Source organism: Anaerotruncus sp. 80, from assembly GCF_009936115.1.
Lineage (GTDB): Bacteria > Bacillota > Clostridia > Peptostreptococcales > Anaerovoracaceae > Senimuribacter > Senimuribacter intestinalis.
This window is the reverse complement of the sequence record NZ_QWES01000001.1, coordinates 246,988-268,727: the sequence shown is the minus strand read 5'-3', so window position 1 is coordinate 268,727 and position 21,740 is coordinate 246,988. Positions and strand designations below refer to the sequence as shown.

Sequence of the window (21,740 nt, the reverse complement as noted above, 5' to 3'; positions counted from 1 at the left end):
TATATAAATGGAAAAAAGAAAAAGATTTACGGGAAGTGAAGATTATGTCGCTTCAAAAGAGTTGATGAATGCAGTCAATGTGGCTATTGCACTGGAAAAGCCTTTGCTGATCAAGGGAGAACCGGGAACTGGCAAAACCATGTTGGCAGAAGCAATCGCAAAAGCCTTGGAGATGAAATTGATCATATGGGGTATTAAGTCCACCACCAAGGCACAGGAAGGGCTTTATGTCTACGATACTGTGCAGCGTCTATATGACAGCCAGTTTGGGGAGGGCGATGTTTCTGATATCAAACAGTACATCAAACTGGGTAAACTGGGTGAAGCCTTTACGGCGAACGAACAGGTGGTGCTTCTCATCGATGAAATCGATAAGGCGGATTTGGAGTTTCCAAACGATTTGCTCTGGGAACTTGATAAAATGGAATTCTACATCAATGAGACAAAGGAAACGATTAAAACGAAACACCGGCCTATTGTCATTATTACCTCCAATGCGGAAAAAGAATTGCCTGACGCATTTTTGCGCCGGTGCATTTTTCATTATATAGATTTTCCTGACAGTGGAAAAATGGAAGAAATTATCAAGGTTCACTTTGGCGACATGAACAAGAAACTGGTGCATGCTGCTATGGAAGCCTTTTATGCAATTAGAGACATGCGGCAGATTCAGAAGAAGCCGAGCACATCAGAGCTGCTCGACTGGGTGCAGGCGCTTTCTATCAGCGGCGCTTCTGTAGATGAAATCAGAGAACGGATTCCTTATATCGGCGTGCTTTTAAAGAAAAATCAGGACATCGATATAGTTAAAGGATACAGACATGTTTATTAAGTTCTTTTATTTACTTCGAGACAGAGGACTGAACGTATCCTTGGATGAGTGGCTGTGTCTCGTCGAGGCTTTGGACAAGGGGCTTGCTATGAACTCTTTGCTGGAGTTTTATTATCTGTGTCGCAATGTGCTGATAAAAAATGAGGCAGACTACGATAAATTTGATCTGGCATTTGCAGAGTATTTCCAAGGAGTAGAGACAGTAGAGCAAATCCCGGATGAACTTTGGCAGTGGCTGCATACAGAGGAGCGGGAGCGGGATATTCTGGACAGACCTGACTGGGCAAAGGAATATGATTTCGACAAACTGATGGAAATGTTTCGGGAAAGACTGGCTGAGCAGACAGAGAAACATGACGGCGGAAATTACTGGATTGGAACCGGCGGTACCTCTGCCATGGGGCATGGCGGCTACAATCCGTCAGGCATTCGTGTAGGCGGTTACAGCCGCCATCGAACAGCGGTGCAGGTTGCTGGAGACAGAAACTTCCGCGATTTCCGGCAGGATCAGTCGCTGGATACCAGACAGTTTCAGATGGCATTTCGAAAACTGCGTCAGTTTTCAACCAGAGTGGATATGGCAAAGACGGAACTTGACGTAGAAGGAACCATTGATGCAACTTGTAATAATGCGGGGATGCTGAAATTGGTCTATGAGAAGCCTCGAAAAAATACTGTAAAACTACTGCTGCTTATGGACTCTGACGGCTCTATGTCGCCTTATACCAATCTTTGCAATCAGCTGTTTCAGGCAGTGCATCAGTCGACCCATCTGAAAGACTTGAAAATCTACTATTTTCATAACTGTATCTACGATTATCTTTATACAAGTCCAAGGTGTCAGCATGGAGAGTGGGTAGAAACTGACTGGATTTTCAATAATCTGGACAGTGAATATAAAGTGATTTTGGTAGGCGATGCCGCTATGTCACCTTATGAGCTCATCGCAAAGGGCGGCAATAACGATTGGAGTCTGTATAATGAAGAGCCGGGTATTCTCTGGCTGCAGAAATTTCCGAAGCGATATAAGAAGTGTATTTGGCTGAATCCAATCAAAGAACAGCGGTGGGAGCATGCTTATGGAAGTAGGACGATTCAAATGGTTCGTCAGGTTTTTCCTATGTTTGAGCTGACTTTAGATGGGCTGGATAAAGGGATACAGAGACTGCTGGTGAGATAAAAACCAAATAAAAAGATTCCCATTTAGGAATATAATTTGAAAAAAGAATAAAATATGCTATATTTAGAAAAGGAGGTGCGGCTATGGTAAAAAGAGAAGTGTATTTGGAGCAGCTGTTTTCATGGAAAGATGAACAGGTTATTAAGGTAGTAACGGGCATTCACAGGTGCGGAAAATCCACACTGCTGAAGCAGTATCAGGCAGAATTGACTGCCCAGGGTGTATCGCAGGAGCAAATTGTTTCTGTGAACTTTGAAGAATTAGAATATGAGCACCTTCTTGACTATCAGGCATTATATCAATACTTGAAAGAACGTCTATGTGCTGATAAAATCACGTATATTTTTCTAGATGAAATTCAGAAAGTACCTTCTTTTGAAAAAGTGGTAGACAGCCTTTATGTAAAAGAGAACACAGATATCTATATTACTGCTTCTAACGCATATATGCTTTCTGGTGATTTGGCAACATTGCTGACCGGGCGCTATGTAGAAATATCTATGCTGCCTTTTTCTTTTCGAGAATATGTTGAGGTTACAGGGCTTTCTGATGAGCAGGCTTTTTCAGAATATATGAAAACCGGAGGCTTGCCTTATGTTGTTGCCATGAATCGCACCGATGAAAAAGAAGAAACATATTTAGAAGGCATTTATAATACTGTAATTATTAGAGATATTGAAGAGCGGCAGAGCCGCAAAGAAAAGTATTGCGGCATTCGCAAAATTACTGATATCGTATTGCTGAAAAGTATTGCGCAGTATCTTGCAAGTGTAATCGGCAGTCCGCTTTCTATTAAGAAAATAACAGATTATCTGATATCTTCCGGACGCAAAGTATCGCCCAATACAGTGAGTGATTACGTGGAGGCTTTAACGGAGTCGTTTATTTTCTACCCTGCAGAACGGTTTGACATAGTAGGTAAGCAGCTTTTAAAGGTCAATAAAAAGATGTATATGGTAGATTTGGGATTGAGAAACCATATTTTACCGAGAAAAAGATATGATATAGGCTTTTCCATAGAAAATATCGTATTCTTTGAACTGCTCCGAAGAGGATATAAAGTGACCATCGGGAAGAATGGGATGATGGAAGTTGACTTTGTAGCTCAAAAACAGGGTGTCATAACGTACTATCAGGTTACAGCGGATATGACAGCGGAGGTAACTTTTGAGCGGGAAATGAGAGCACTTAGGAGTATTCCTGATCATTATGAAAAGATAGTTCTCACGCTGGATCGTTTTTCTACGGGAAATTATGAGGGGATTAAAGTCGTCAATGTGCTGGACTGGCTTTTGGAAAAATAAGAAAAAAGGTATTATGCAAAGTGAAATAGTTTTACCTGCATAATGCCTTTTTTATGAGATTTTGCACAATTATTCTTTAGTTACGCAGACCGCCAGGATAAGTCCTACTGCAGCAAAGGCTGTAGCAAGGAAGCCCACAGCGGAGAATCCCTGTGCTTCAGAAGCAAAGAGTCCGAAAACACCTGAAAAGAGGGAGGAACCGATACAGCCCGCAATCTGAAAGCCTGTACTCATTACGGTGACACCATGAGGATTCTCCTGCGGAGAAAGTTTTGCCAGAGCAAAGGACTGTACAGGACCGATGATCAGTGCACTACCGCAGATAACAGGAATGTACAAAATTGCCAGCAGAATCGAAGATTCTGTGTGAACCAGAGAGAGTGCAGCGGTGCAAACTCCGATACAGAGGAAACCCAGCGGCAGCAGTACTTTTCCGCCTTTTTTATCATAAATCTGTCCTGCAATCGGTGCAATCACACAAGATAAACAAATAGCAGGGAACAGCACCATTGACGCATTGAACGGTGACATACCTATGCCGCTTTGCATAAACAATGGTATTACAATGTTCATTGCGAAGATAACCAGCAGGGAAATCATGTTGATGATAACGCCGATGGAGAATGCTTTGATTTTAAGCGGACTTAACTGAATAAGCGGCTCAGTCAGAGTTCCCTGTCTTTTAACAAAGAAGATCAGGAAGATAATGCCGATAATTGCAGCTAAAAGAGCGATGGTTACATTACCTGCTAAAACAGTAGAAATACCGTAAAGTATACCGATCAGTGCCAGACTGATGAAAATGACCGACAAAACGTCCAGCTTTGGATGGGTCAGTTTTGCGATATTCGGCAGAAGTACTGCGCCGCAAAGGAAGCAAAGCAGAGATAAGCCGCCGAAGACCCATAATAGCACATGCCAGTCAAAGAATTCTAACAGTGCGCCTGCAACGATGACACTGCTGGAAGGTCCCAGTGTTGTCATGGCTCCCATAATACCCATGAAAGTACCCAGTTTTTCTTTTGGAGCGACTTCCAGCGTGATATTCATGCCGATTGGAATCAGCATACCTGTACCCAGAGCCTGGACGATACGTCCAATGAGAAGAACTGAAAAATTGCTGCTGACAGCGCCAATAACACTGCCGACAATGAGAAGACCTACGGTAAATAAGTACAGTTTTTTAGTCGGAATGCTTTTATATGCAAAAGCAGAGACCGGAACCATGATTGCAGCGCCGAGCATATATGCGGCTGCCAACCATTGTACAGTGCCGACACTGACATGAAAATCTTCCATGACAGCAGAAAATGATACATTTAAGAACGTTTCGTTAAACGTTGCGAGAAAAGCAGAAAAGGCAGCAACAAAGATAATTAGTTGATACTTGGTTGTTTTTTCTTTGGCGCCAGATTGCGTCTTTGGGTTGTGTGTTTCAACCATTTCAAAACTCCTTTCGATTTTGACAAGAATAAACACACAAAACTAAACGCTTTTCAAAACTTCGGAAAGGCGCAGCGTGAGACAATAAAAAACACACGCTTAGCCTGTACCGTAATCAGATTTACGAGCGCTTGCTCTACGTGTGTCGTTTGCCATTTATATAATTGATAATATTATTTTAACAGATTTTAAAAATCGGGTCAAGTGTGGAAAAAATTGTAAATTCTTCCTGCGATATGATTGGGTTTAACTAAAATATCGGAAGACACCTTTGACCTTGCCAAGAACCTTGACGTCCTGCACGATAATAGGACTCATAGTGTCATTCTCCGGCTGCAGTCTGATGTGACCGTTTTCTTTGTAGAAGGTTTTGACTGTGGCTTCGCTTTCGAAGCCGTCAATCATAGCGACTACGATTTCGCCGTTTCTGGCAGTGCTTTGCTGTTCAACGAGAATCAGGTCGCCATCCATAATGCCTACATTAATCATACTCTCGCCGCAAACTCTGAGCATGAAATTGGAACCGCCTGCATACTGGGCAGGAATCGGAAAGGTTTCTTCTATATTCTGTTCTGCAAGGATCGGTGTACCTGCAGCAACTCTGCCGACTACAGGAACATCGATAATATCTTCGCGATGAAAGTCCTCTGCATAAGATGGTGCAGTGGAAGTCGAAGATTCTGATACCTCTTTCTCCATGTCGACAACCATAAGCGCTCTCGGTTTGGACGGGTCCTTCTTCAGATAACCCTGCTTGACAAGGCTTGCGATGTCCTTGTGAGCGGTAGAGGTGGACTTGATATTCAGAGCACTGCAGATTTCTCTGACCGTAGGAGGGTAGCCCTTGGTTCTGATCTCATCCTTCATAAAATCTAAAATCTTCTGTTCGCGTTCTTTAAGCTGATTCATAATACCCTCCGTTTATTTGCTTAATTGAAATTCTTTGTTCGTATTATATCATAAAACGAACAAAAAGTAAACATTTGTTCACGATTATTTAAAAATGATTTTGCAATTATGCAGAATAGATGATAAAATAAAAAAGCTGGCATTTGCTGCCGATACATTTTATCAGGAAATATATAAAGGAAAATTTTATGATTATCGTTACTCTTTGCAAATTACTGCTAGCGCTTACAGTTGGCTACTATTTGAACAAGAAAGACATATTTACAAAGGACGTGAATCAGAAGCTTTGCACTTTTGTCATTGATGTCTGTCTGCCGCTGGTGATTCTTACTTCTCTCAGTGAGGCGGACGGCGCCATGGGCAAAGAACTTTTGATTCGATTTGTTCTGGTCGGCGGTGTTTTTTACTGTTTGCTTCCGTTTATTGCAAAGGGAATCAATGTGCTGACAAGAATTCCAAAGGAAGACAGACCTGTCTATGAACAGTTTTATATCTTTGGAAATACGATGTATATGGGATATCCTGTGACAGCGTCTCTTTACGGCAGTGGCTGTATTTTTCAACTGAGTATTTTTCATCTGGGATTTGACATTTTATACTATACTTATGCTAGATGGCAGATTTGCAAAGGCGCTGGTACGACAAAGGGAAAACTCTCTGTGCGGGAACTTTTGAACCCCGGTACAGTCGCTTCTCTTTTGGCGCTTGCTATGTTCTTTGGCGGTGTGAAGCTGCCCGACGGTGCAGCGGAGGTTTGCAATTTCATTGGAGAAATGGCATCTCCGCTTTCTATGGTGGTCATTGGCGCAGGCATTGGTACCTATTCTATCAAAAGTGTTTTTTCCTGTGATAGGAAGCTGTATTTGGTTGCTGCCATTCGTCTCTTACTCTTTCCCGCGGTGGTTTACGTTGTGATGACTTTCCTTGGTTTTGATGGAGTCCTTCGAGGCGCTGCGGTCATTTCTCTGGGGATGCCTGTTGCGGCAATGGTTTCTATGGGTTGTACGGAACAGGGCTATAAAGAAGAATTGGCGTCTGCCGGCGTGATTCTGACAACTTTGCTGTCACTACCGATGATACCAGTGCTGCTGACGTTAATGGGCTGAGGATTTATTTCAAACCCAGACTGGTCAGCTTGTAGTTGAGGGCCTGTTTTGTGATACCAAGTGCTTTAGCAGCCTCAGTTTTTGTCGGATAAGAGGCTAGGGTTTTTGTTAGAAGTTGTTTTTCGAAAGCTGCCAGGTATTCCTGATAGGTGCAAGGCTGCTTACTGCTGTTTTCAGGTGTGGTGCTAGCACGGTCTCTCATGTAGTCCGGTAGGTCATCTGCAGAGATGAATGCATTCTCAGTTATAGCAAAGGCTCCCTCAAGCATATTTCGCAGTTCACGGACATTGCCGGGCCAGTCGTGCAGATGGAAAAGACGTATCGCTTCTTCAGTAAGGCCGCAGATATCCCGGTTGAATTTTTTATTAAATTGATCAATATAGAATGCCGTCAGGTGGTCAACATCACCCTGACGGTCTTTTAATTGCGGAAGTTTGAAGGAGATGATGTTGAGTCTGTAGAACAGGTCGCTTCGCAGATGCCCTGCCGCAATTGCCGCAAAGGGCTCTTCGTTGATGGCAGCAATGATACGAACATCGACATGAATTGGCTGATGGCCGCCAAGGTGAAGCACCGATTTTTCTTCGATGGCTTTTAATAGTTTTGCCTGCAGCGCAATATCTAGGGAGTTGATTTCGTCGAGAAACAGCGTGCCCTGATCTGCAAGTTCGATGAGTCCTTTGCGTGTAACGGCGCCGGTATAACTGCCCTTTTCTGTACCGAACAATGTGCTTTCCAGAAGATTGGCAGGAATTGCGGAACAGTTCAGGGAGATAAAGGGCATGGGTGCACGGTTGCTGGAGTAGTGCAAAGCTTGTGCAATCAGTTCCTTGCCGGTACCGGTGCTGCCTTCAATCAGCACTGATGAATCCATATTACGTACTTTTATAATCTTCTGTTTTAGCTTTTCCATATCCGGGTCGATGGTAATAATATCATCGATCGTGTAGTTTTCAGCGCCTTTGCTTCGCCTACTGGAAAAATCCTGCACGCTGATATATTCGTTCTTGTATTCGTTGCCGATAAATTTAAGCGCAAGCGCAGCGCCAATGAGTTTTTTTTTATGATATAGCGGAAATACGCTGCTATAGCCTTTTACGTGGTCGCCTTTATAGGTGATGCCGTTTTCTTCATAGCCAATGATCGGCTGACCGGTCTTTACAACACTGTATACTTCGCTATTTTCTTCGCTGGCAGATGGGAAAATTTCAAAGAGATGTTTGCCGATGATTTCGTCGGCAGTAAAACTGTAAGTATCTGGATTGGTGATTTCACAATATCTGCAGATACAATCTGTATCAAAAATGGTAAGCTCATCGAAAAAATTCTGCATTTGAAAGACAGAACGAGCGATTTCTTCATAACGCATATCAGCAACCTCCGATTCGATCAAGAGTAAAAAATTATATTACTATTATAAAGAAAATTGATACGAAAGTAAACGGATATCTCAAGATTATGGCTGAAAATACTGATTTTTTGTTTGGCACGGAATTTGCTCTATATTACAGTAACGATATCGTAAACCAGCGAAAGGAGATAATAGTATGGAGTGGAAAGATATGCCCAGACGGGCGTATTACGAGAAATACGAGAGAATGGATGTAAAAAATGATGGGGGCTGGTATGAGGTTTATCGTCTGCCTAAGAATGTCTATGCGATTGCGGAACCGCGGCATTTTCAGGAAGTAAATTTCTTTCTGATTGTAGGAACAGACAGGGCGGTTTTATTTGATACCGGTATGGGAATTGTTCCTGTAAAGCCGCTGATTGATGAGCTTTATCAAGGGGAAATGATTGCGGTAAACAGCCATTTTCACTTTGATCATATTGGAAGCAATCATATTTTTGAACCAGTTAACAGCTGTGTGGATTCCTATGTGTCTGGGATTGCAAAAAGAGGACTGACTTGCGCAGATGTAGGTGCGCAGATGGATGAAGATATGTTTAAAGGAGGCTATCCGCAAGGTTTTGCACCGGACCGATATGCAGTGCCGTCGTATCAGGTAAAAGCTGTCAGGGAGGGGTATATCTTTGATTTAGGAAATCGTAAACTGCGCGTTCTGCATACACCGGGGCACAGTTTCGACTCCCTTATGCTGTATGATGAAGATAATAAAATTCTTTTTACAGGAGATACGTTCTATATGGGTGCATTGTACGCACACTTTCATTGTGCGCAGTTTGGCTGTTCGGACATATCTATGTATTGGCAGACGATGGACAGACTCAGCAGAGAGATTCCAGAAGATGTGCAGCTTTACTGCTCTCATAACGATTTTATTGCACCGGCAGCAAAGCTCAGAGAGACTGCAGAAGTGCTCCGCACGATTATAGAAAAGGAATCTGTACCGGATGGAGAAAAAGGTGTCGGCAAAGGTCATCAGTATCTGGAGGAAGAAAGCATTTTGTGTGAGAAAAAGGGCGATGGATTTTCTGTCGTATATACCAATGAAAAGGTAGAGGAGAAAAAGAAATGAACGAGAAAAAGAAATTTAAGATGCCTCACGTGTACATTTTATTGATTGGAATTGTTTTTGTTTGTGCGGTATTATCTTATATTATTCCGGCGGGTGCTTATGATATGATTACTCTTGAAAACGGAAAGGAAGTGCTGAATCCGGAAACTTATCACAGAATTGATCAGACACCTGTATCGTTAATACAGTTTCTGACTGCAATTCCAAGAGGATTACAAAGCAGCGCGTCCATTATCTTTCTGATTTTTATTGTGGGCGGAAGTTTCAATGTGCTGACTGAGACCGGTGCTGTAGAGTCAGGCCTTGGCAAGCTGGCAAAAGTAGCAGCCAGAAAAGAAATTTTACTGATTCCTATCGTGATGATTGTATTTTCTCTGGGTTCTGCTTTTGTGGGAATGGCAGAAGAGCTGATTCTGTTTGTTCCAATTATGGTTGGACTGGCAAAAGCACTGGGCTTTGACTCTATTACAGGTATGGTGATGGTTATGTCAGCGACCAGTGCCGGTTTTGCAGGTGCTGTAACAAATCCGTTTACGGTCTGTGTGGCACAGGACATTGCAGGGGTTCCGCTTTTCTCCGGATCTTCGTTTAGAATCGCAGTTTTTGTTGTAATGGTTGGGATTTCAATCATTTGTACGATGCGGTATGCGATGAAAGTAAAGAAGAATCCGCAGCTGTCGTCCATGTATGAACAGGATCGTTTGGAAATGGACAATGATGCAATGGCGAAGTTAAAAGAATTTGGAGGAAAGCAAAAACTGATTTTGCTTGCGTTTATTGCGTCTCTGATTCTGCTGGTTGTTGGTGTCACCAAATGGGGCTGGTATCTGGACGAAATTTCCGGACTCTTTTTCGGCATGGGAATTGTTGTTGCTGTTATTGAAGGTATGGGCTTTAACAACTATGCAAAGGCGCTGGGGAAAGGCATGGCGGAAATCGCAGCCGGCGCGCTGGTTGTGGGCTTTGCCAGTGCTGTTATGGTTACACTGACCGATGGAAATATCATGCACACAATTCTATATTATGTTGCAGGCGCAATGGAAGGGCTGCCGGCGGCAGTCAGTGCAGCATGTATGTTCCTGTTCCAAACTTGCCTGAATTTCCTGATTCCATCTGGAAGCGGTCAGGCAGCCGTTTCCATTCCGATTCTGGCGCCGCTGGGTGACATGGTGGGAGTATCCAGACAGTCGGTTGTTCTTGCATATCAGATGGGCGATGGTTTATCCAACATTATTATTCCAACAGGCGGAATCATGATGGCGGCTCTGTCTCTTGCAAAAATTCCTTACGAGAAGTGGGCAAAATGGATTTTGCCGGTTTTCCTCTTGCAAGTTTTAGCGGGCGTGATTATTATGGTAATTGCAGGTGTCATCGGGTATTAAAATGGAGGAATTGACATGTGGTCAGAGAAAACACATAAAAAGCTGCTCCGTGAAGGTCTTGCAGCTTTTGAAGAGGAAGCGTATGCTCTCAGCGATTGTATGGCGGCAAATCCAGAACTTGGATCGGCGGAGTTTGAATCCTCAAAGAATATCGTAGCATTGCTTGAAAAATATGGAATAGAGGTGGAATATCCTTTTGCCGGCATGGCGACAGCATTTAAAGCGTCTATCAATCCTGGAGGCAGGAAAAAAGCGGTCTTTCTGGCAGAGTACGATGCCCTGCCGGAAATAGGACACGGCTGCGGTCATTGTGCATCGGGAGCAGCAAGCGTTCTGGCGATTTTGGCAGTCAATGCAGTGAAGGCGCAGTTGGGTGATGTGCAAATTGATATCATCGGTACGCCGGACGAAGAATGGGGCGGCGGCAAAGTAATTATGCAAAGACAGGGCATCTTTGACCAATATGATTTTGCGGCAATGGTGCACATGATGGGCGAAAATCAGTCTGCGGTGCAGTTTTACGCCTTGGACGGCATGGAGTTTGTGTTTAAAGGTGCGCCGGCGCATGCGGCGGCATGTCCGGAGAAAGGAAGGAATGCGCTGAATGCAGTGCGTCTGTTATTTGAAAGTACAGATATGATGAGACAGCATGTCATTAAAGAAGCGATTATTTCAGGCTATATTTCCGATGGAGGAAAGGCAGCGAACATCATACCTGACAAGACCCGAGCGGTTTTTATCACTAGAGCGCCCAGAAGACATCAGCTCAACGATATTACAAGCTGGGTGAAAAATTGCGCAAAGGCGGCAGCAATGGCAACACGCACAGAAGTGGAAATTTTGCCGGCGGGCGAAGACTATGACGATTATTTTACGGGACCTCTAAAGGAAGAAGTGATGGACACTTGTTTTCATAGTTTGGGACTTGAAGTAGTCAGACCGGAAAATCAGGGCAATGGTTCTTCTGATATCGGGAATGTGGCGACCGCTTGCGCAGCATTCCACCCATGTATGGGCATTGGGAAAGGACTGGTACCACATACCTATGAATTTGCAAGAGCAATGACGACGCCAGCTGTCCATAAGGCTATTTTAAACAGTGCAAAGTTTTTGTTGGAATTGACCTATAGGCTGTTTACAGATGAGGAACTTTTGGATAAAATCAAGAAAGAACACTTTTCACTATAAGGAAAATTTCTTGAAAGTCGTTGGAAATCCAAAAACTTTCCTTGACACAGGCGTGGAAATATGATAACCTATTTCAGTAATGAAGAAGAAGTTATCCGCTTCTCACCTTTCAGACAGTCAGTTTGCTGGGTTAATAATTTTGAAACATGCGCGTTTTAGCGTGTTTTGAAGCGGGTACATGAAGTGCCCGCTTTCTTGTTTGTGTAGAAACCACAGGAGGTGCGAACCATTAGTAAGGAGAACAAGATCAACGAAGAAATTCGTGACAAAGAACTGCGTGTCATCGATGAAACCGGTCAGATGCTCGGTATTATGAGCAGAGACGAGGCGCTTGCTTTGGCAGATGAGAAGAAGCTTGACCTGGTCAATATTTCACCTAACGCCAAGCCGCCGGTATGTAAGATTCTCGATTACGGAAAGTACAGATACGAAATCCAGAAGAGAGAAAAAGAAGCCAAGAAAAAGCAGAAGAACATGCAGGTAAAGGAAATCAGACTGAGTACCTTTATCGAAGATCATGACATTCAGGTGAAGGCTAAGACCGCTTGCAAATTCCTGCAGGATGGGGACAAAGTCAAGGTGAGTCTCAGATTTAGAGGAAGAGAAAAAGACTATACTGCAAAAGGCCGCGAAGTTATGGATAAGTTCGCAGAATGCTGCAGTGAGGTCAGCACCATTGATAAGAAGCCGACATTTGAAGGCAGAAGCCTTACCATGTTCCTGGCACCGAAAACTGATAAGTAAAACTTTGTATTAACATAGGAGGAAAAAATCATCATGGCAAAGAATAAGATGAAGTCCCACAGAGGCGCATGCAAAAGACTGAAATTAACTGGAACCGGTAAAATCAAGAGAAACAAGGCATACAAGAGCCATATTCTTACTAAGAAGACTCCGAAGAGAAAGATGGGTCTTAGAAAATCCACAATTTTAACCAGTGCTGACACTAAGAGAATGTTAAGATCAATGGCAAAATAGTTTTAGGAGGTAATGAATCATGGCAAGAGTAAAGAAAGGCGTAAACGCCCACAAGAGACATAAGAAAATTTTAAAATTAGCAAAGGGTTACTATGGACAGAAAAGCAAGGTCTTCAGAGCAGCTAACCCTGCAGTAATGAGAGCGCTGAGATCTGCTTACGTTGGCAGAAAGTTAAAGAAGAGACAGTACAGACAGATGTGGATCGCAAGAATCAACGCTGCTGCAAGAATGAACGGCATGTCCTACAGCAGACTGATGGACGGTCTAAAGAAGAGCGGTATCGAAATCAACAGAAAGATGCTGTCTGAACTGGCTATCCACGACGCAGCTGCATTTGCACAGCTTTGCGAAACAGCAAAGAAGAACTGCGGAAAATAAATCATAAGCATATCGAAAGTCGTTTTACCATTTGGTGAAACGACTTTTTTGGCTGAAAAACGCATACTGTGACAGCGAAAGTAAACGGGAAAATCTTACTTGTGATTTTCCCATTTTTCACGTATACTATAGATACGAAGAAAAAGAGGTGAGTCGAAGATGGATAAGAAGAGAATTCCCATTGGATTTGAGGATTTTAAGAAATTTAAAGAAGAAGACTTGTATTTAGTAGACAAAACCTTGCTGATAAAGGAATTACTTGATACAGGGGCACAGACAACGCTGCTCACAAGACCCCGCCGTTTTGGTAAAACCCTGAATCTTTCCATGCTTCGTCGTTTCTTTGAAGATGAGAGAACGCCGGAAGGCGAGAAAATAGACAATCGCCATCTCTTTGAAGGGCTTGCTATCATGGGCTCCGGAGAAAAGTATCTTGCCCATATGGGGCAGTACCCTGTGATTTCTTTGTCGCTAAAATCAGCCAAACAAAGTGACTTTGCAATGGCGTACACTATGTTAAAACGGGAAATTGTTGCAGAGTTTTCCAGACATCAGTACGTACTTGCTGGAAAAATGAACGGAAACGCACAGGAAAAATACGAGGCGATTTTGGAAGAAAGAGAAGAAGCTTCTCTATATGCAGACGCAATACGATTTCTGTCCGAGTGCCTGTACAAATATCATGGGAAGGAAGCAATGATTCTCATTGACGAATACGATGTACCTTTAGAGTGTGCATATTTCGGTGGATTTTACGATGAAATGATTGGCTTCATCCGCTCCCTCTTTGAGTCCGCCCTGAAAACCAATCCCTATCTGAAGTTTGGTGTAGTGACAGGTTGCCTACGAATCAGCAGGGAGAGCATCTTTACAGGACTGAACAATTTAGAGATTCATTCGATTATCAGCGAGAATTACAGCAGCTGTTTTGGTTTTACGGGTGAAGAAGTGCAGGAGATGCTTGCCTATTATGACCTTTCTGACAGGTTTTGCGAGGCAAGGGACTGGTATGACGGCTATCTTTTCGGAAATACAGAAATTTACAATCCGTGGAGCATTTTAAACTATACGAAAAGCGTGCTGTCGGGTAATCAAATTTCAACAAAACCCTATTGGTCCAACACTTCCAGCAACGGAATTGTAAAGGAACTTGTGGAGGATGCCGACGATATGACCCGCCAGGAGCTGGAGATTTTGATGGAAGGCGGCACCATAGAAAAACCGGTTCACGAAGAAATTACCTACGGAGATATTCACACATCGAAAGATAATCTATGGAACTTTTTGTTCTTCACTGGATATCTAAAGATGAAAGGCCAGCGAATAGAGAAACGGAATATCTATATTGAAATGGCGATTCCCAACGAGGAGATTGCATCCATTTATGAACAAAGCATCAAAGAATGGTTTGATCAAAAGATAGCAAATGTGGATAGAAGCAGTCTCATCAAGGCTTTCGAAGAAGGGGACTGCGAAGCGGCTGAGAACTTCATCAGCCAGCAGCTGATGGACACCATCAGCTACTTCGACTATGCGGAGAGCTACTACCATGGATTTTTGACAGGGCTTTTGAAGAATGCAGGTCGGTATATGGTGCAGTCCAATCGTGAGAGTGGAACGGGCAGACCGGATTTGATTCTCTGTGAAAAGAAATTTATGGGAAAAGCTATGATTTTGGAGTTAAAAGTGGCAAAGACCTTTGCAGAGATGGAAGAGAAATGCGAAGAGGCATTGCAGCAGATAGAAGCACAGGATTATGCTGCACCACTTTCAGCTGACGGATACAGACCGATATTAAAGTACGGAATTGCAATGTACAAGAAGGGCTGCATGGTGAAGAAAGCTGAATAAAACTAGAATTTTAAAGGACTATAAACTTTTTAGGGGGGGGGTAGACTTTGGCGGAGGTCTAAACTTAAAGGGGTTTTTAGAGGAAAACAGGTATAGAGTCAAGCTGAATCATAAAGGCTTGAGGCTATACCTTTTCTTGTAGAACGAAAACCACCGGCTAAGCCGGTGGATTATTATTAGAGTATAAAGAGTATCAAATATTTTGCGACCATAGAAAAAACTATTGCTGGAAGAGGTAATCATGACCTTGATTATCTGAATGCAAGGTCGCTTTGCGGCAATAGAGGTTCAACGTCTAAATCCTCTCTTAAGCGTTGGCATATTAGTTCTTCGTCTCTTGCTAAAAGAGCCTCAATTAATGCTTCGTGCTTACTTTTGGTGCTGGAGGTGGAAAGATGAATTGCTTTTCGAACGGTAAAGGCAAGGAGTGATTCCAGCAATTCTACGAGAAACTTATTTCCTGTAAGTTCAGCCATTTGCAGGTGGAACTGACGGTTGACTACCTTTTCAGGTAAAGTAGGATACTCTTCGCCGTCTATACAGTTGTATAAATCGCGAATTTGTTCATCAGTGCAATGGGCAATGATATGCTTAACAACACCTACTTCCAGGAAGTAACGAGTATGTATAATTTCCTGCATTTCCCTGGTAGAAAAATTGTAAATAAAATAGCCTTTTCTAGGCCTTTTGATCAAAAATTTGGCTTCGCAAAGCTTTTGCATGGCTTCGCGGGCACTGCCGCGGCTAACTTTGTATTCCTCGGCAATATCCTGTTCTACTAAAACACCGTTTGGTCCAAACTCATTCTGCAGAATGCGGCGTCTTAGATCATCGTAAACACGGTTTACTATAGAATCCATAACTGGTCTCCTTTGTTAAAACTATCTAACCATAGATTATACCATTTTCTGACTTTTGGCAAGAAAAAATTTACAAGGCGTATCTAACAAGAAAAATAGAGAGTCTTCGTCTTTTTTCAAAATAAAGACAGGTCTTTAATGCGGGATAAAATATTTGATGATAGTAGAAAAATTCAGATAAATACTTGACAAAATCCAGCGAGGAGACTATAATCCAATTAGTGATCTAATCACAGAAAGAATCAGAAATGAGGAGACAGATTAGACGGCTCAAAAGGGAATTGGAGAAGTCAAATGAGGAGGAAAAAATGAAAAAGAAATTAGTTTCACTGCTAGCTGTACTGCTTTGTATAGCCATGGTAACCGGTTGCGGCGGCGGAGACGACGGAGACGGCAGCCAGTCAAAGATTTTCCGCTGGGCTAGAAACTATGATGCGACGACTCTTGACACTAGAAGCATCAACGATGACGGCTCTTATGAAGTTGCGATTCTGCTGGTGGAAACTCTCGTCAGATTTAAAGGTGGTGAAATCGTACCCGGCGTTGCCAAGGACTGGACTGTCAGCGATGATGGAAAAGAATATACCTTCAACCTGAGAGAAGAGGCAACCTGGAGCGACGGTACGCCGCTGACAGCAGAGGATTTCGCCTATTCTTTCTTAAATTTAATCACTGCAGATAATGCTTGTGGCAATGCTGACAGAGGTTTTATTTTCAAGAATGGTGAAGAGTTCTTTAAGGGAGAATGTAAGGCAGAAGATGTAGGCGTTGAAGCAGTAGATGAACACACGCTGAAGGTTACCTTTGAGTCTTCTGGTCTTGAAAAGCTCTATGAATTATCCAACTACTGGTTTGCACCGGTGAAGAAAGATGTGGTAGAGGAATACGGAATCGAGTACGGCAGTGAAGCAGAAAAGTTCATGGGTAACGGGGCCTTTACTGTGACTTCCTGGGAACACGGCAGCAAGATTATCCTTGCAAAGAACGAAAACTACTGGGATAAGGATTCCATCAAGGTTGACGGCATGGAGCTTACCGTAGACGTGGAAGAAAAAGCAGCTGCGGATATGCTGTCTGCCGGTGAAGTGGACGCAATGGTAGCCTTTGCTTATGAGTCAGTAAAAGACATTGAGGACGGAAACATTGTGATTGATCCATTTACTTCAGGTTATCAGTTTGTACATATGAACTCCGGCGGCTGTACAGAAGAAAGCAAACGCTTTATGGAAAATACAAACTTCAGACGTGCCCTCAACTATGCAGTAAACAGAAAGGCATTGGTCGACAGTATCTACGCAGGAGCAGCAGAGCCGGCTACTCGTATTACAGCGCCGGATGCACTGGGTGTAGAAAAGACCTTTAATGAGGAGTACCCGTTTGAAGCCTGGCCGGCGGAAGGAAATCCGGAAAAGGCAAAGGAATGCCTGGAAGCTGCGCTGAAAGAGCTGGGTGCAAGCATCGACGATGTACCGGAGCTTACCATGGTATGCTACGAATCTCAGAACAGCACTATGGCCTTGCAGGCAGTACAGGATATGATTCTGTCCACACTGAATATCAAGTGCAGCTTAAACCCACTTCCGATTCAGCAGATGCTGAGCAAGGTCGATAACGGCGAATGGGACATCTGGTGGGGCGGAAAGACTCTCGGTACCTTAGACTGGGCGAGCACAGACAGCATTGCTGACGCGTATGACTTTGGCAGCTCTCAGTGTTTTGGCTACAAGAACGAAGATTTTTCTAAGACCTATAAAGAAGCTAAGGGTGCTGAAACCTTAAAAGAACGTAAGGATTTGCTCTTTGATATGGAAAAGATTGCCTGCGACGACCCGGCAAGCATCCTTGCATACTGGTCCAAGAGCTTTTGTGCACATACAAAAAATGTAAAAGGCATCACATACGGAAACTATATCGATGCAACTTACGTTGAACTGACAGAATAAGTTATTGGAATATGGGACTGAATGAGATAATCAGTCAGTCCCATTTTATTGGAGAAATAAGATGGCAAAATATGTTTTTAAGAGAATTTTAATCTCTTTAGCGACCATTTTCGTGCTGGCTACTTTGACCTTCTTTTTGATGAAGCTGCTTCCGGGCAATCCATTCTTAAATGACAAGGTACCAAAGGAAATCCAGCAGCAGCAGATGGAATACTACGGCCTTGATAAGCCGGTGATGGAGCAGTATGTGACTTATATGAAAAATCTGCTTCACGGAGATTTTGGAACTTCCCTGAAATATGTAGGTAGAAGTGTTTCTGATATTATTAAAACTCATTTCCCTATTTCGGCAAAGCTGGGACTGGTTGCAGTTCTTTTTGCTTATGCGGTGGGAATTTTATTCGGCATTTTATGTGTAAAATTTAAAAACAGGTGGCCTGATTATCTTTTGATAGTCCTTGCAGTTGCAGGTATTTCCCTGCCTTGTATGGTAATCGGACCGCTTCTTCGTTTCTTCCTTGGCGTAAAGCTACACCTATTTCCGGTTTCCGGCTGGGGAACGATGCAGCATATTATCGTGCCTGCATTTGTCATGTCGGTGGCAACCATCGCCAGCGTCACCAGAAGTATGCGTGCCAGCATGCTAAACATTACGACCCAGGATTACATCAAAACAGCTTACGCTAAGGGCTTATCGCCGGTAAAGGTTACCCTGCGCCATGAGCTGAAGAACGCGATGATTCCGATTCTGACCAGCATGGGCATGGCTATTGCAGGTGTGGTAATGGGTTCCTTCGTTGTGGAACAAATTTTTGTAATCCCGGGACTTGGCAAGCACTTTGTCAACGCAGTCAGCACACTGGATTATCCGCTGGTTATGGGACTGACCGTCTTCTATGGAAGCTTTTTGGTATTGATGAACTTTATCGTCGATATTCTGTATGGCATTGTAGACCCTAGAATCAGAACAAGTTAAAGGAGAGAAAGAGGAATGACACAGACAAAATTTCGTAAAGACGATCTATCAGCTCTGGTGCAAAGCGACGGCTTTGCCGAGGTGATATCTCGTCCGCCTACAACTTTTATGAAAGATGTATGGAGAAACTTTAAAAAGAGAAAAACAGCCATCGTGGCTCTATGGATACTTGCTTTGATTCTTTTGCTGGTACTGATTGGACCGATGATTTCACAATATAACTATTACAGCAACGACTACTCTGCTATCAATTGCAGGCCGGGCGGAGAACACTGGTTTGGCACAGATACCCTGGGGCGTGACCTTTGGGTTCGTGTATGGCAGGGAGGAAGAATTTCCTTATTCATTGCTGTTGCGGCAACCTTGATTCCATATTTGATCGGTATGACTGTGGGCGGTTTTGCCGGCTACTTTGGCGGCGTTGTAGATATGGTCATCATGCGTATCATCGATATCCTCATGGGTATTCCGTCTCTGATTTACAACATTCTGCTGATGATGGTACTGGGAAGCGGCAATATCTTTACGCTGATTATTGCATTTTCTTTGACCGGCTGGCTGGGTGCAGCGAGAACCACCAGAGCCCTGGTGCTGCAAAACAAGGAGAGAGACTTTGTTATGGCAAGTACGGTGCTGGGAGCATCGTCTAAACGACTGGTGTTTAAGCACCTGATTCCAAATGCTCTGGGTATTTTGGTTGTAGAGATGACCCTGCTGATTCCGTCGGTTATCTTTAACGAGGCCTTCCTCAGCTTTATCGGTCTTGGCGTAGCGCCGCCGACACCGAGCTGGGGTCAGCTGATTAAAATTGCATCAGAATCTTTTAAGAGCTATCCATATCAGTTTATTATTCCTTGTATCTTTGTGAGCATCACCTTGCTCTGCTTTAACCTGATCGGCGATGGACTGCGTGACGCATTAGACCCGCGCCTGCGTTCCTAATAGGAGGTAGATTATGGAAAGAGAAAAAATACTTTCAGTAGAAAATCTTGCGGTCAGCTTCGCTACCTATGCGGGAGAAGTACAGGCCGTCAGAGGCGTAGACTGGCATTTACATAAGAAAGAGACCATTGCCATTGTAGGAGAATCCGGCTGCGGCAAGACAGTCAGCATTCAGACTGCCATGGGACTTTTGCAAAAGCCTGCCGGAAAAATCAAATCGGGAAAAGTCATCTTCCGTGGGGAGGATATTACAAACTACAGCAGAAAGCAGATGAGAAAGCTGCAGGGTAACGAAATGACGATGATTTTCCAGGATCCGCTGACCTATCTGAATCCGACTATGAGAGTAGGCGATCAGATTGCAGAAGCTTATAGAGAGCACAACAAGGTCAGCAAAAAAGAGGCGATGGAGAAAGTAGTAGAAATGCTGAAATTTGTCAGCCTGCCTTCGCCGGAGGAAAATATCAAGCGCTATCCACATCAGCTTTCCGGCGGTATGCGCCAGAGAATTATGGTAGCCATGGCGCTGATCTGTGACCCGAAGGTACTGTTTGCAGACGAACCGACGACGGCGCTTGATGTAACCATTCAGGCGCAGATTATTGAACTGATGAATTCCTTAAAGGACAGAATCGATACATCTATCGTTTTGATTACCCATGACCTTGGCGTTGTAGCAAACATGGCAGAAAGAATTTACGTCATGTATGCCGGTCAGGTTGTGGAGCACGGTGATGTGGACACAATCTTTGAAAATCCAAAGCACCCGTATACATGGGGACTACTGGATTCCGTGCCAAGACTGGATAGCAATCACAAAGAACAGTTATCTTCCATTCCGGGTTCCCCTCCGGATTTGCTTGCGCCTCCTTTAGGCTGTGCTTTTGCAGCACGGTGCAAATATGCCATGAATATCTGCGCACGCTGCGCACCGCCAAAACAGGACTTTGAGGAAGCAGGTCACTATGCGTCCTGCTGGCTTCACGATCCGGATTATATCAAAGAGAAAGGAGTGACTGTCAATGAATAGAGAAACGTTGATGGAATTAGATCACGTAAAAAAGAGCTTTGATGTGGCTGGCGGCGGCAAGCTGATGGCAGTCAACGATATTACCCTTTCCATCGGAAAAGGTGAAATTCTAGGTCTTGTAGGCGAGTCCGGCTGTGGTAAAACGACCCTTGGGCGTACCGTCGTAAAGCTGTATCAGCCCAGTGAAGGAAGTATCAAATATAACGGAAAAGATATTTGGAAGTTTAATAAAGAAGAAAACTTTACCTACAGACAGAAAGTACAGATGGTCTTTCAGGACCCTTACGCTTCCTTAGACCCGCTGGTGATGGTGGGAAGTTCTATCGATGAAGGCATGGAAATTCATAAAATCGGGACAAAGGCAGAAAGGCAGGAAAAGGTTGTAGAGCTTTTGCAGCTTGTCGGTCTTAATAAGGAACATGTCAACCGTTATCCTCACGAGTTTTCCGGAGGGCAGAGACAGCGTATCGGTATTGCAAGAGCTCTTGCGATGGATCCGGAACTGATTGTCTGCGATGAGCCGATTTCTGCACTGGATGTTTCCATTCAGGCGCAGATTGTAAATCTTCTCATGCGGCTGCAGGAGGAGAGAGGACTGTCCTATTTATTCATTACCCATGACCTTTCCATGGTAAGACAGATTTCCGACCGGATTGCGGTAATGTATCTGGGCTCTATTGTGGAGCTTGCGCCTAGCGATGAGCTTTATAAGAATCACGCTCACCCGTATACCAAAGCCCTGCTTTCTGCAATTCCGATTCCAAATCCGACCATTGAGCGCAAGAGAAAAAGAATGCTTTTAACAGGCGATGTACCGAGTCCTATCAATTTGCCGCAAGGGTGTAATTTTGCAATGCGTTGTCCTTATGCGACAGATCGCTGCAGAGCAGAAAAACCGCAGTTAAGGGAGATTGCAGAAGGGCACTTTGCTGCCTGTCACTTAACTGAAAAGTGAGC

The 21,740-nt window shown here is 43.7% G+C and carries 20 protein-coding genes and 1 other annotated feature; of the genes, 16 read left to right on the top strand and 4 right to left on the bottom strand.

The window, feature by feature from the left end; genetic code table 11:
* The first annotated feature begins 7 nt into the window (after positions 1-7).
* From D1155_RS01220 to D1155_RS01210, 3 genes are all read left to right on the top strand, one after another.
* Positions 8-832 carry a MoxR family ATPase gene (locus D1155_RS01220; RefSeq protein WP_160200589.1) on the top strand — a complete coding sequence of 275 codons (825 nt, stop codon included), beginning with the start codon at positions 8-10 and terminating at the stop codon, positions 830-832.
* Positions 822-2,012: a VWA domain-containing protein gene (locus D1155_RS01215; RefSeq protein WP_160200588.1), complete on the top strand. Its 1,191-nt coding sequence runs from the start codon at positions 822-824 to the stop codon at positions 2,010-2,012. Before D1155_RS01220 ends, D1155_RS01215 begins: the two co-directional genes overlap by 11 nt.
* A gap of 83 nt (positions 2,013-2,095) precedes the next feature.
* Positions 2,096-3,316, top strand: a complete 1,221-nt coding sequence (locus D1155_RS01210) for an ATP-binding protein (protein WP_160200587.1) — start codon at positions 2,096-2,098, stop codon at positions 3,314-3,316.
* Positions 3,317-3,385: 69 nt separating this feature from the next.
* Here the strand turns inward: D1155_RS01210 and D1155_RS01205 are convergent, their stop codons facing one another.
* Entirely contained in the window at positions 3,386-4,759 is a 1,374-nt protein-coding gene (locus D1155_RS01205; RefSeq protein WP_160200586.1) for an MFS transporter, read from the bottom strand.
* A gap of 246 nt (positions 4,760-5,005) precedes the next feature.
* A complete protein-coding gene (lexA, locus tag D1155_RS01200) occupies positions 5,006-5,671 on the bottom strand; it encodes a transcriptional repressor LexA (protein WP_347560949.1) in 666 nt (221 codons plus the stop codon).
* A 185-nt stretch (positions 5,672-5,856) separates the two neighbouring features.
* On the opposite strand from lexA, the gene D1155_RS01195 reads away from it, so the two are divergent.
* The gene (locus D1155_RS01195; RefSeq protein ID WP_160200584.1) at positions 5,857-6,774 is read left to right on the top strand and encodes an AEC family transporter; all 918 of its coding nucleotides are present in this window, start codon (positions 5,857-5,859) and stop codon (positions 6,772-6,774) included.
* Between the two features lie 4 nt (positions 6,775-6,778).
* Here the strand turns inward: D1155_RS01195 and D1155_RS01190 are convergent, their stop codons facing one another.
* Positions 6,779-8,143 (bottom strand): sigma 54-interacting transcriptional regulator, encoded by a 1,365-nt coding sequence (locus D1155_RS01190; protein WP_160200583.1) that lies wholly within the window; start codon positions 8,141-8,143, stop codon positions 6,779-6,781.
* A 178-nt stretch (positions 8,144-8,321) separates the two neighbouring features.
* Here D1155_RS01190 and D1155_RS01185 point away from each other — a divergent pair, with 178 nt between their 5' ends.
* The 7 genes from D1155_RS01185 (at position 8,322) to D1155_RS01155 (ending at position 15,032) form a co-directional block, all read left to right on the top strand.
* On the top strand, positions 8,322-9,254 hold the full coding sequence (locus D1155_RS01185; RefSeq protein WP_160200582.1) for an MBL fold metallo-hydrolase: 933 nt from the start codon (positions 8,322-8,324) through the stop codon (positions 9,252-9,254).
* Positions 9,251-10,636 (top strand): SLC13 family permease, encoded by a 1,386-nt coding sequence (locus tag D1155_RS01180; RefSeq protein ID WP_160200581.1) that lies wholly within the window; start codon positions 9,251-9,253, stop codon positions 10,634-10,636. Before D1155_RS01185 ends, D1155_RS01180 begins: the two co-directional genes overlap by 4 nt.
* Positions 10,637-10,651: 15 nt before the next feature.
* Positions 10,652-11,824 (top strand): M20/M25/M40 family metallo-hydrolase, encoded by a 1,173-nt coding sequence (locus D1155_RS01175; RefSeq protein ID WP_160200580.1) that lies wholly within the window; start codon positions 10,652-10,654, stop codon positions 11,822-11,824.
* Between the two features lie 76 nt (positions 11,825-11,900).
* Positions 11,901-12,029 (top strand) — a sequence feature (ribosomal protein L20 leader region).
* A gap of 14 nt (positions 12,030-12,043) precedes the next feature.
* A complete protein-coding gene (gene infC / locus D1155_RS01170; RefSeq protein WP_160200579.1) occupies positions 12,044-12,568 on the top strand; it encodes a translation initiation factor IF-3 in 525 nt (174 codons plus the stop codon).
* 33 nt (positions 12,569-12,601) lie between these two features.
* A complete protein-coding gene (gene rpmI, locus D1155_RS01165; RefSeq protein ID WP_160200578.1) occupies positions 12,602-12,802 on the top strand; it encodes a 50S ribosomal protein L35 in 201 nt (66 codons plus the stop codon).
* Between the two features lie 19 nt (positions 12,803-12,821).
* Positions 12,822-13,181 (top strand): 50S ribosomal protein L20, encoded by a 360-nt coding sequence (rplT, locus tag D1155_RS01160; RefSeq protein WP_160200577.1) that lies wholly within the window; start codon positions 12,822-12,824, stop codon positions 13,179-13,181.
* A 159-nt stretch (positions 13,182-13,340) separates the two neighbouring features.
* The gene (locus tag D1155_RS01155; RefSeq protein WP_160200576.1) at positions 13,341-15,032 is read left to right on the top strand and encodes an AAA family ATPase; all 1,692 of its coding nucleotides are present in this window, start codon (positions 13,341-13,343) and stop codon (positions 15,030-15,032) included.
* 251 nt (positions 15,033-15,283) lie between these two features.
* On the opposite strand, the gene D1155_RS01150 is transcribed toward D1155_RS01155, so the two are convergent.
* Positions 15,284-15,892, bottom strand: coding sequence for a GntR family transcriptional regulator (locus tag D1155_RS01150; protein WP_160200575.1), 609 nt, complete (start codon positions 15,890-15,892; stop codon positions 15,284-15,286).
* A 308-nt stretch (positions 15,893-16,200) separates the two neighbouring features.
* On the opposite strand from D1155_RS01150, the gene D1155_RS01145 reads away from it, so the two are divergent.
* From D1155_RS01145 to D1155_RS01125, 5 genes are all read left to right on the top strand, one after another.
* Entirely contained in the window at positions 16,201-17,835 is a 1,635-nt protein-coding gene (locus tag D1155_RS01145; RefSeq protein WP_160200574.1) for a peptide ABC transporter substrate-binding protein, read from the top strand.
* A gap of 61 nt (positions 17,836-17,896) precedes the next feature.
* Entirely contained in the window at positions 17,897-18,811 is a 915-nt protein-coding gene (locus D1155_RS01140) for an ABC transporter permease (protein ID WP_160200573.1), read from the top strand.
* A gap of 15 nt (positions 18,812-18,826) precedes the next feature.
* Positions 18,827-19,753, top strand: a complete 927-nt coding sequence (locus tag D1155_RS01135) for an ABC transporter permease (protein WP_160200572.1) — start codon at positions 18,827-18,829, stop codon at positions 19,751-19,753.
* Positions 19,754-19,766: 13 nt separating this feature from the next.
* Entirely contained in the window at positions 19,767-20,783 is a 1,017-nt protein-coding gene (locus D1155_RS01130) for an ABC transporter ATP-binding protein (RefSeq protein ID WP_160200571.1), read from the top strand.
* A complete protein-coding gene (locus tag D1155_RS01125) occupies positions 20,776-21,738 on the top strand; it encodes an ABC transporter ATP-binding protein (RefSeq protein WP_160200570.1) in 963 nt (320 codons plus the stop codon). Before D1155_RS01130 ends, D1155_RS01125 begins: the two co-directional genes overlap by 8 nt.
* The last annotated feature ends 2 nt before the right edge of the window (positions 21,739-21,740 follow it).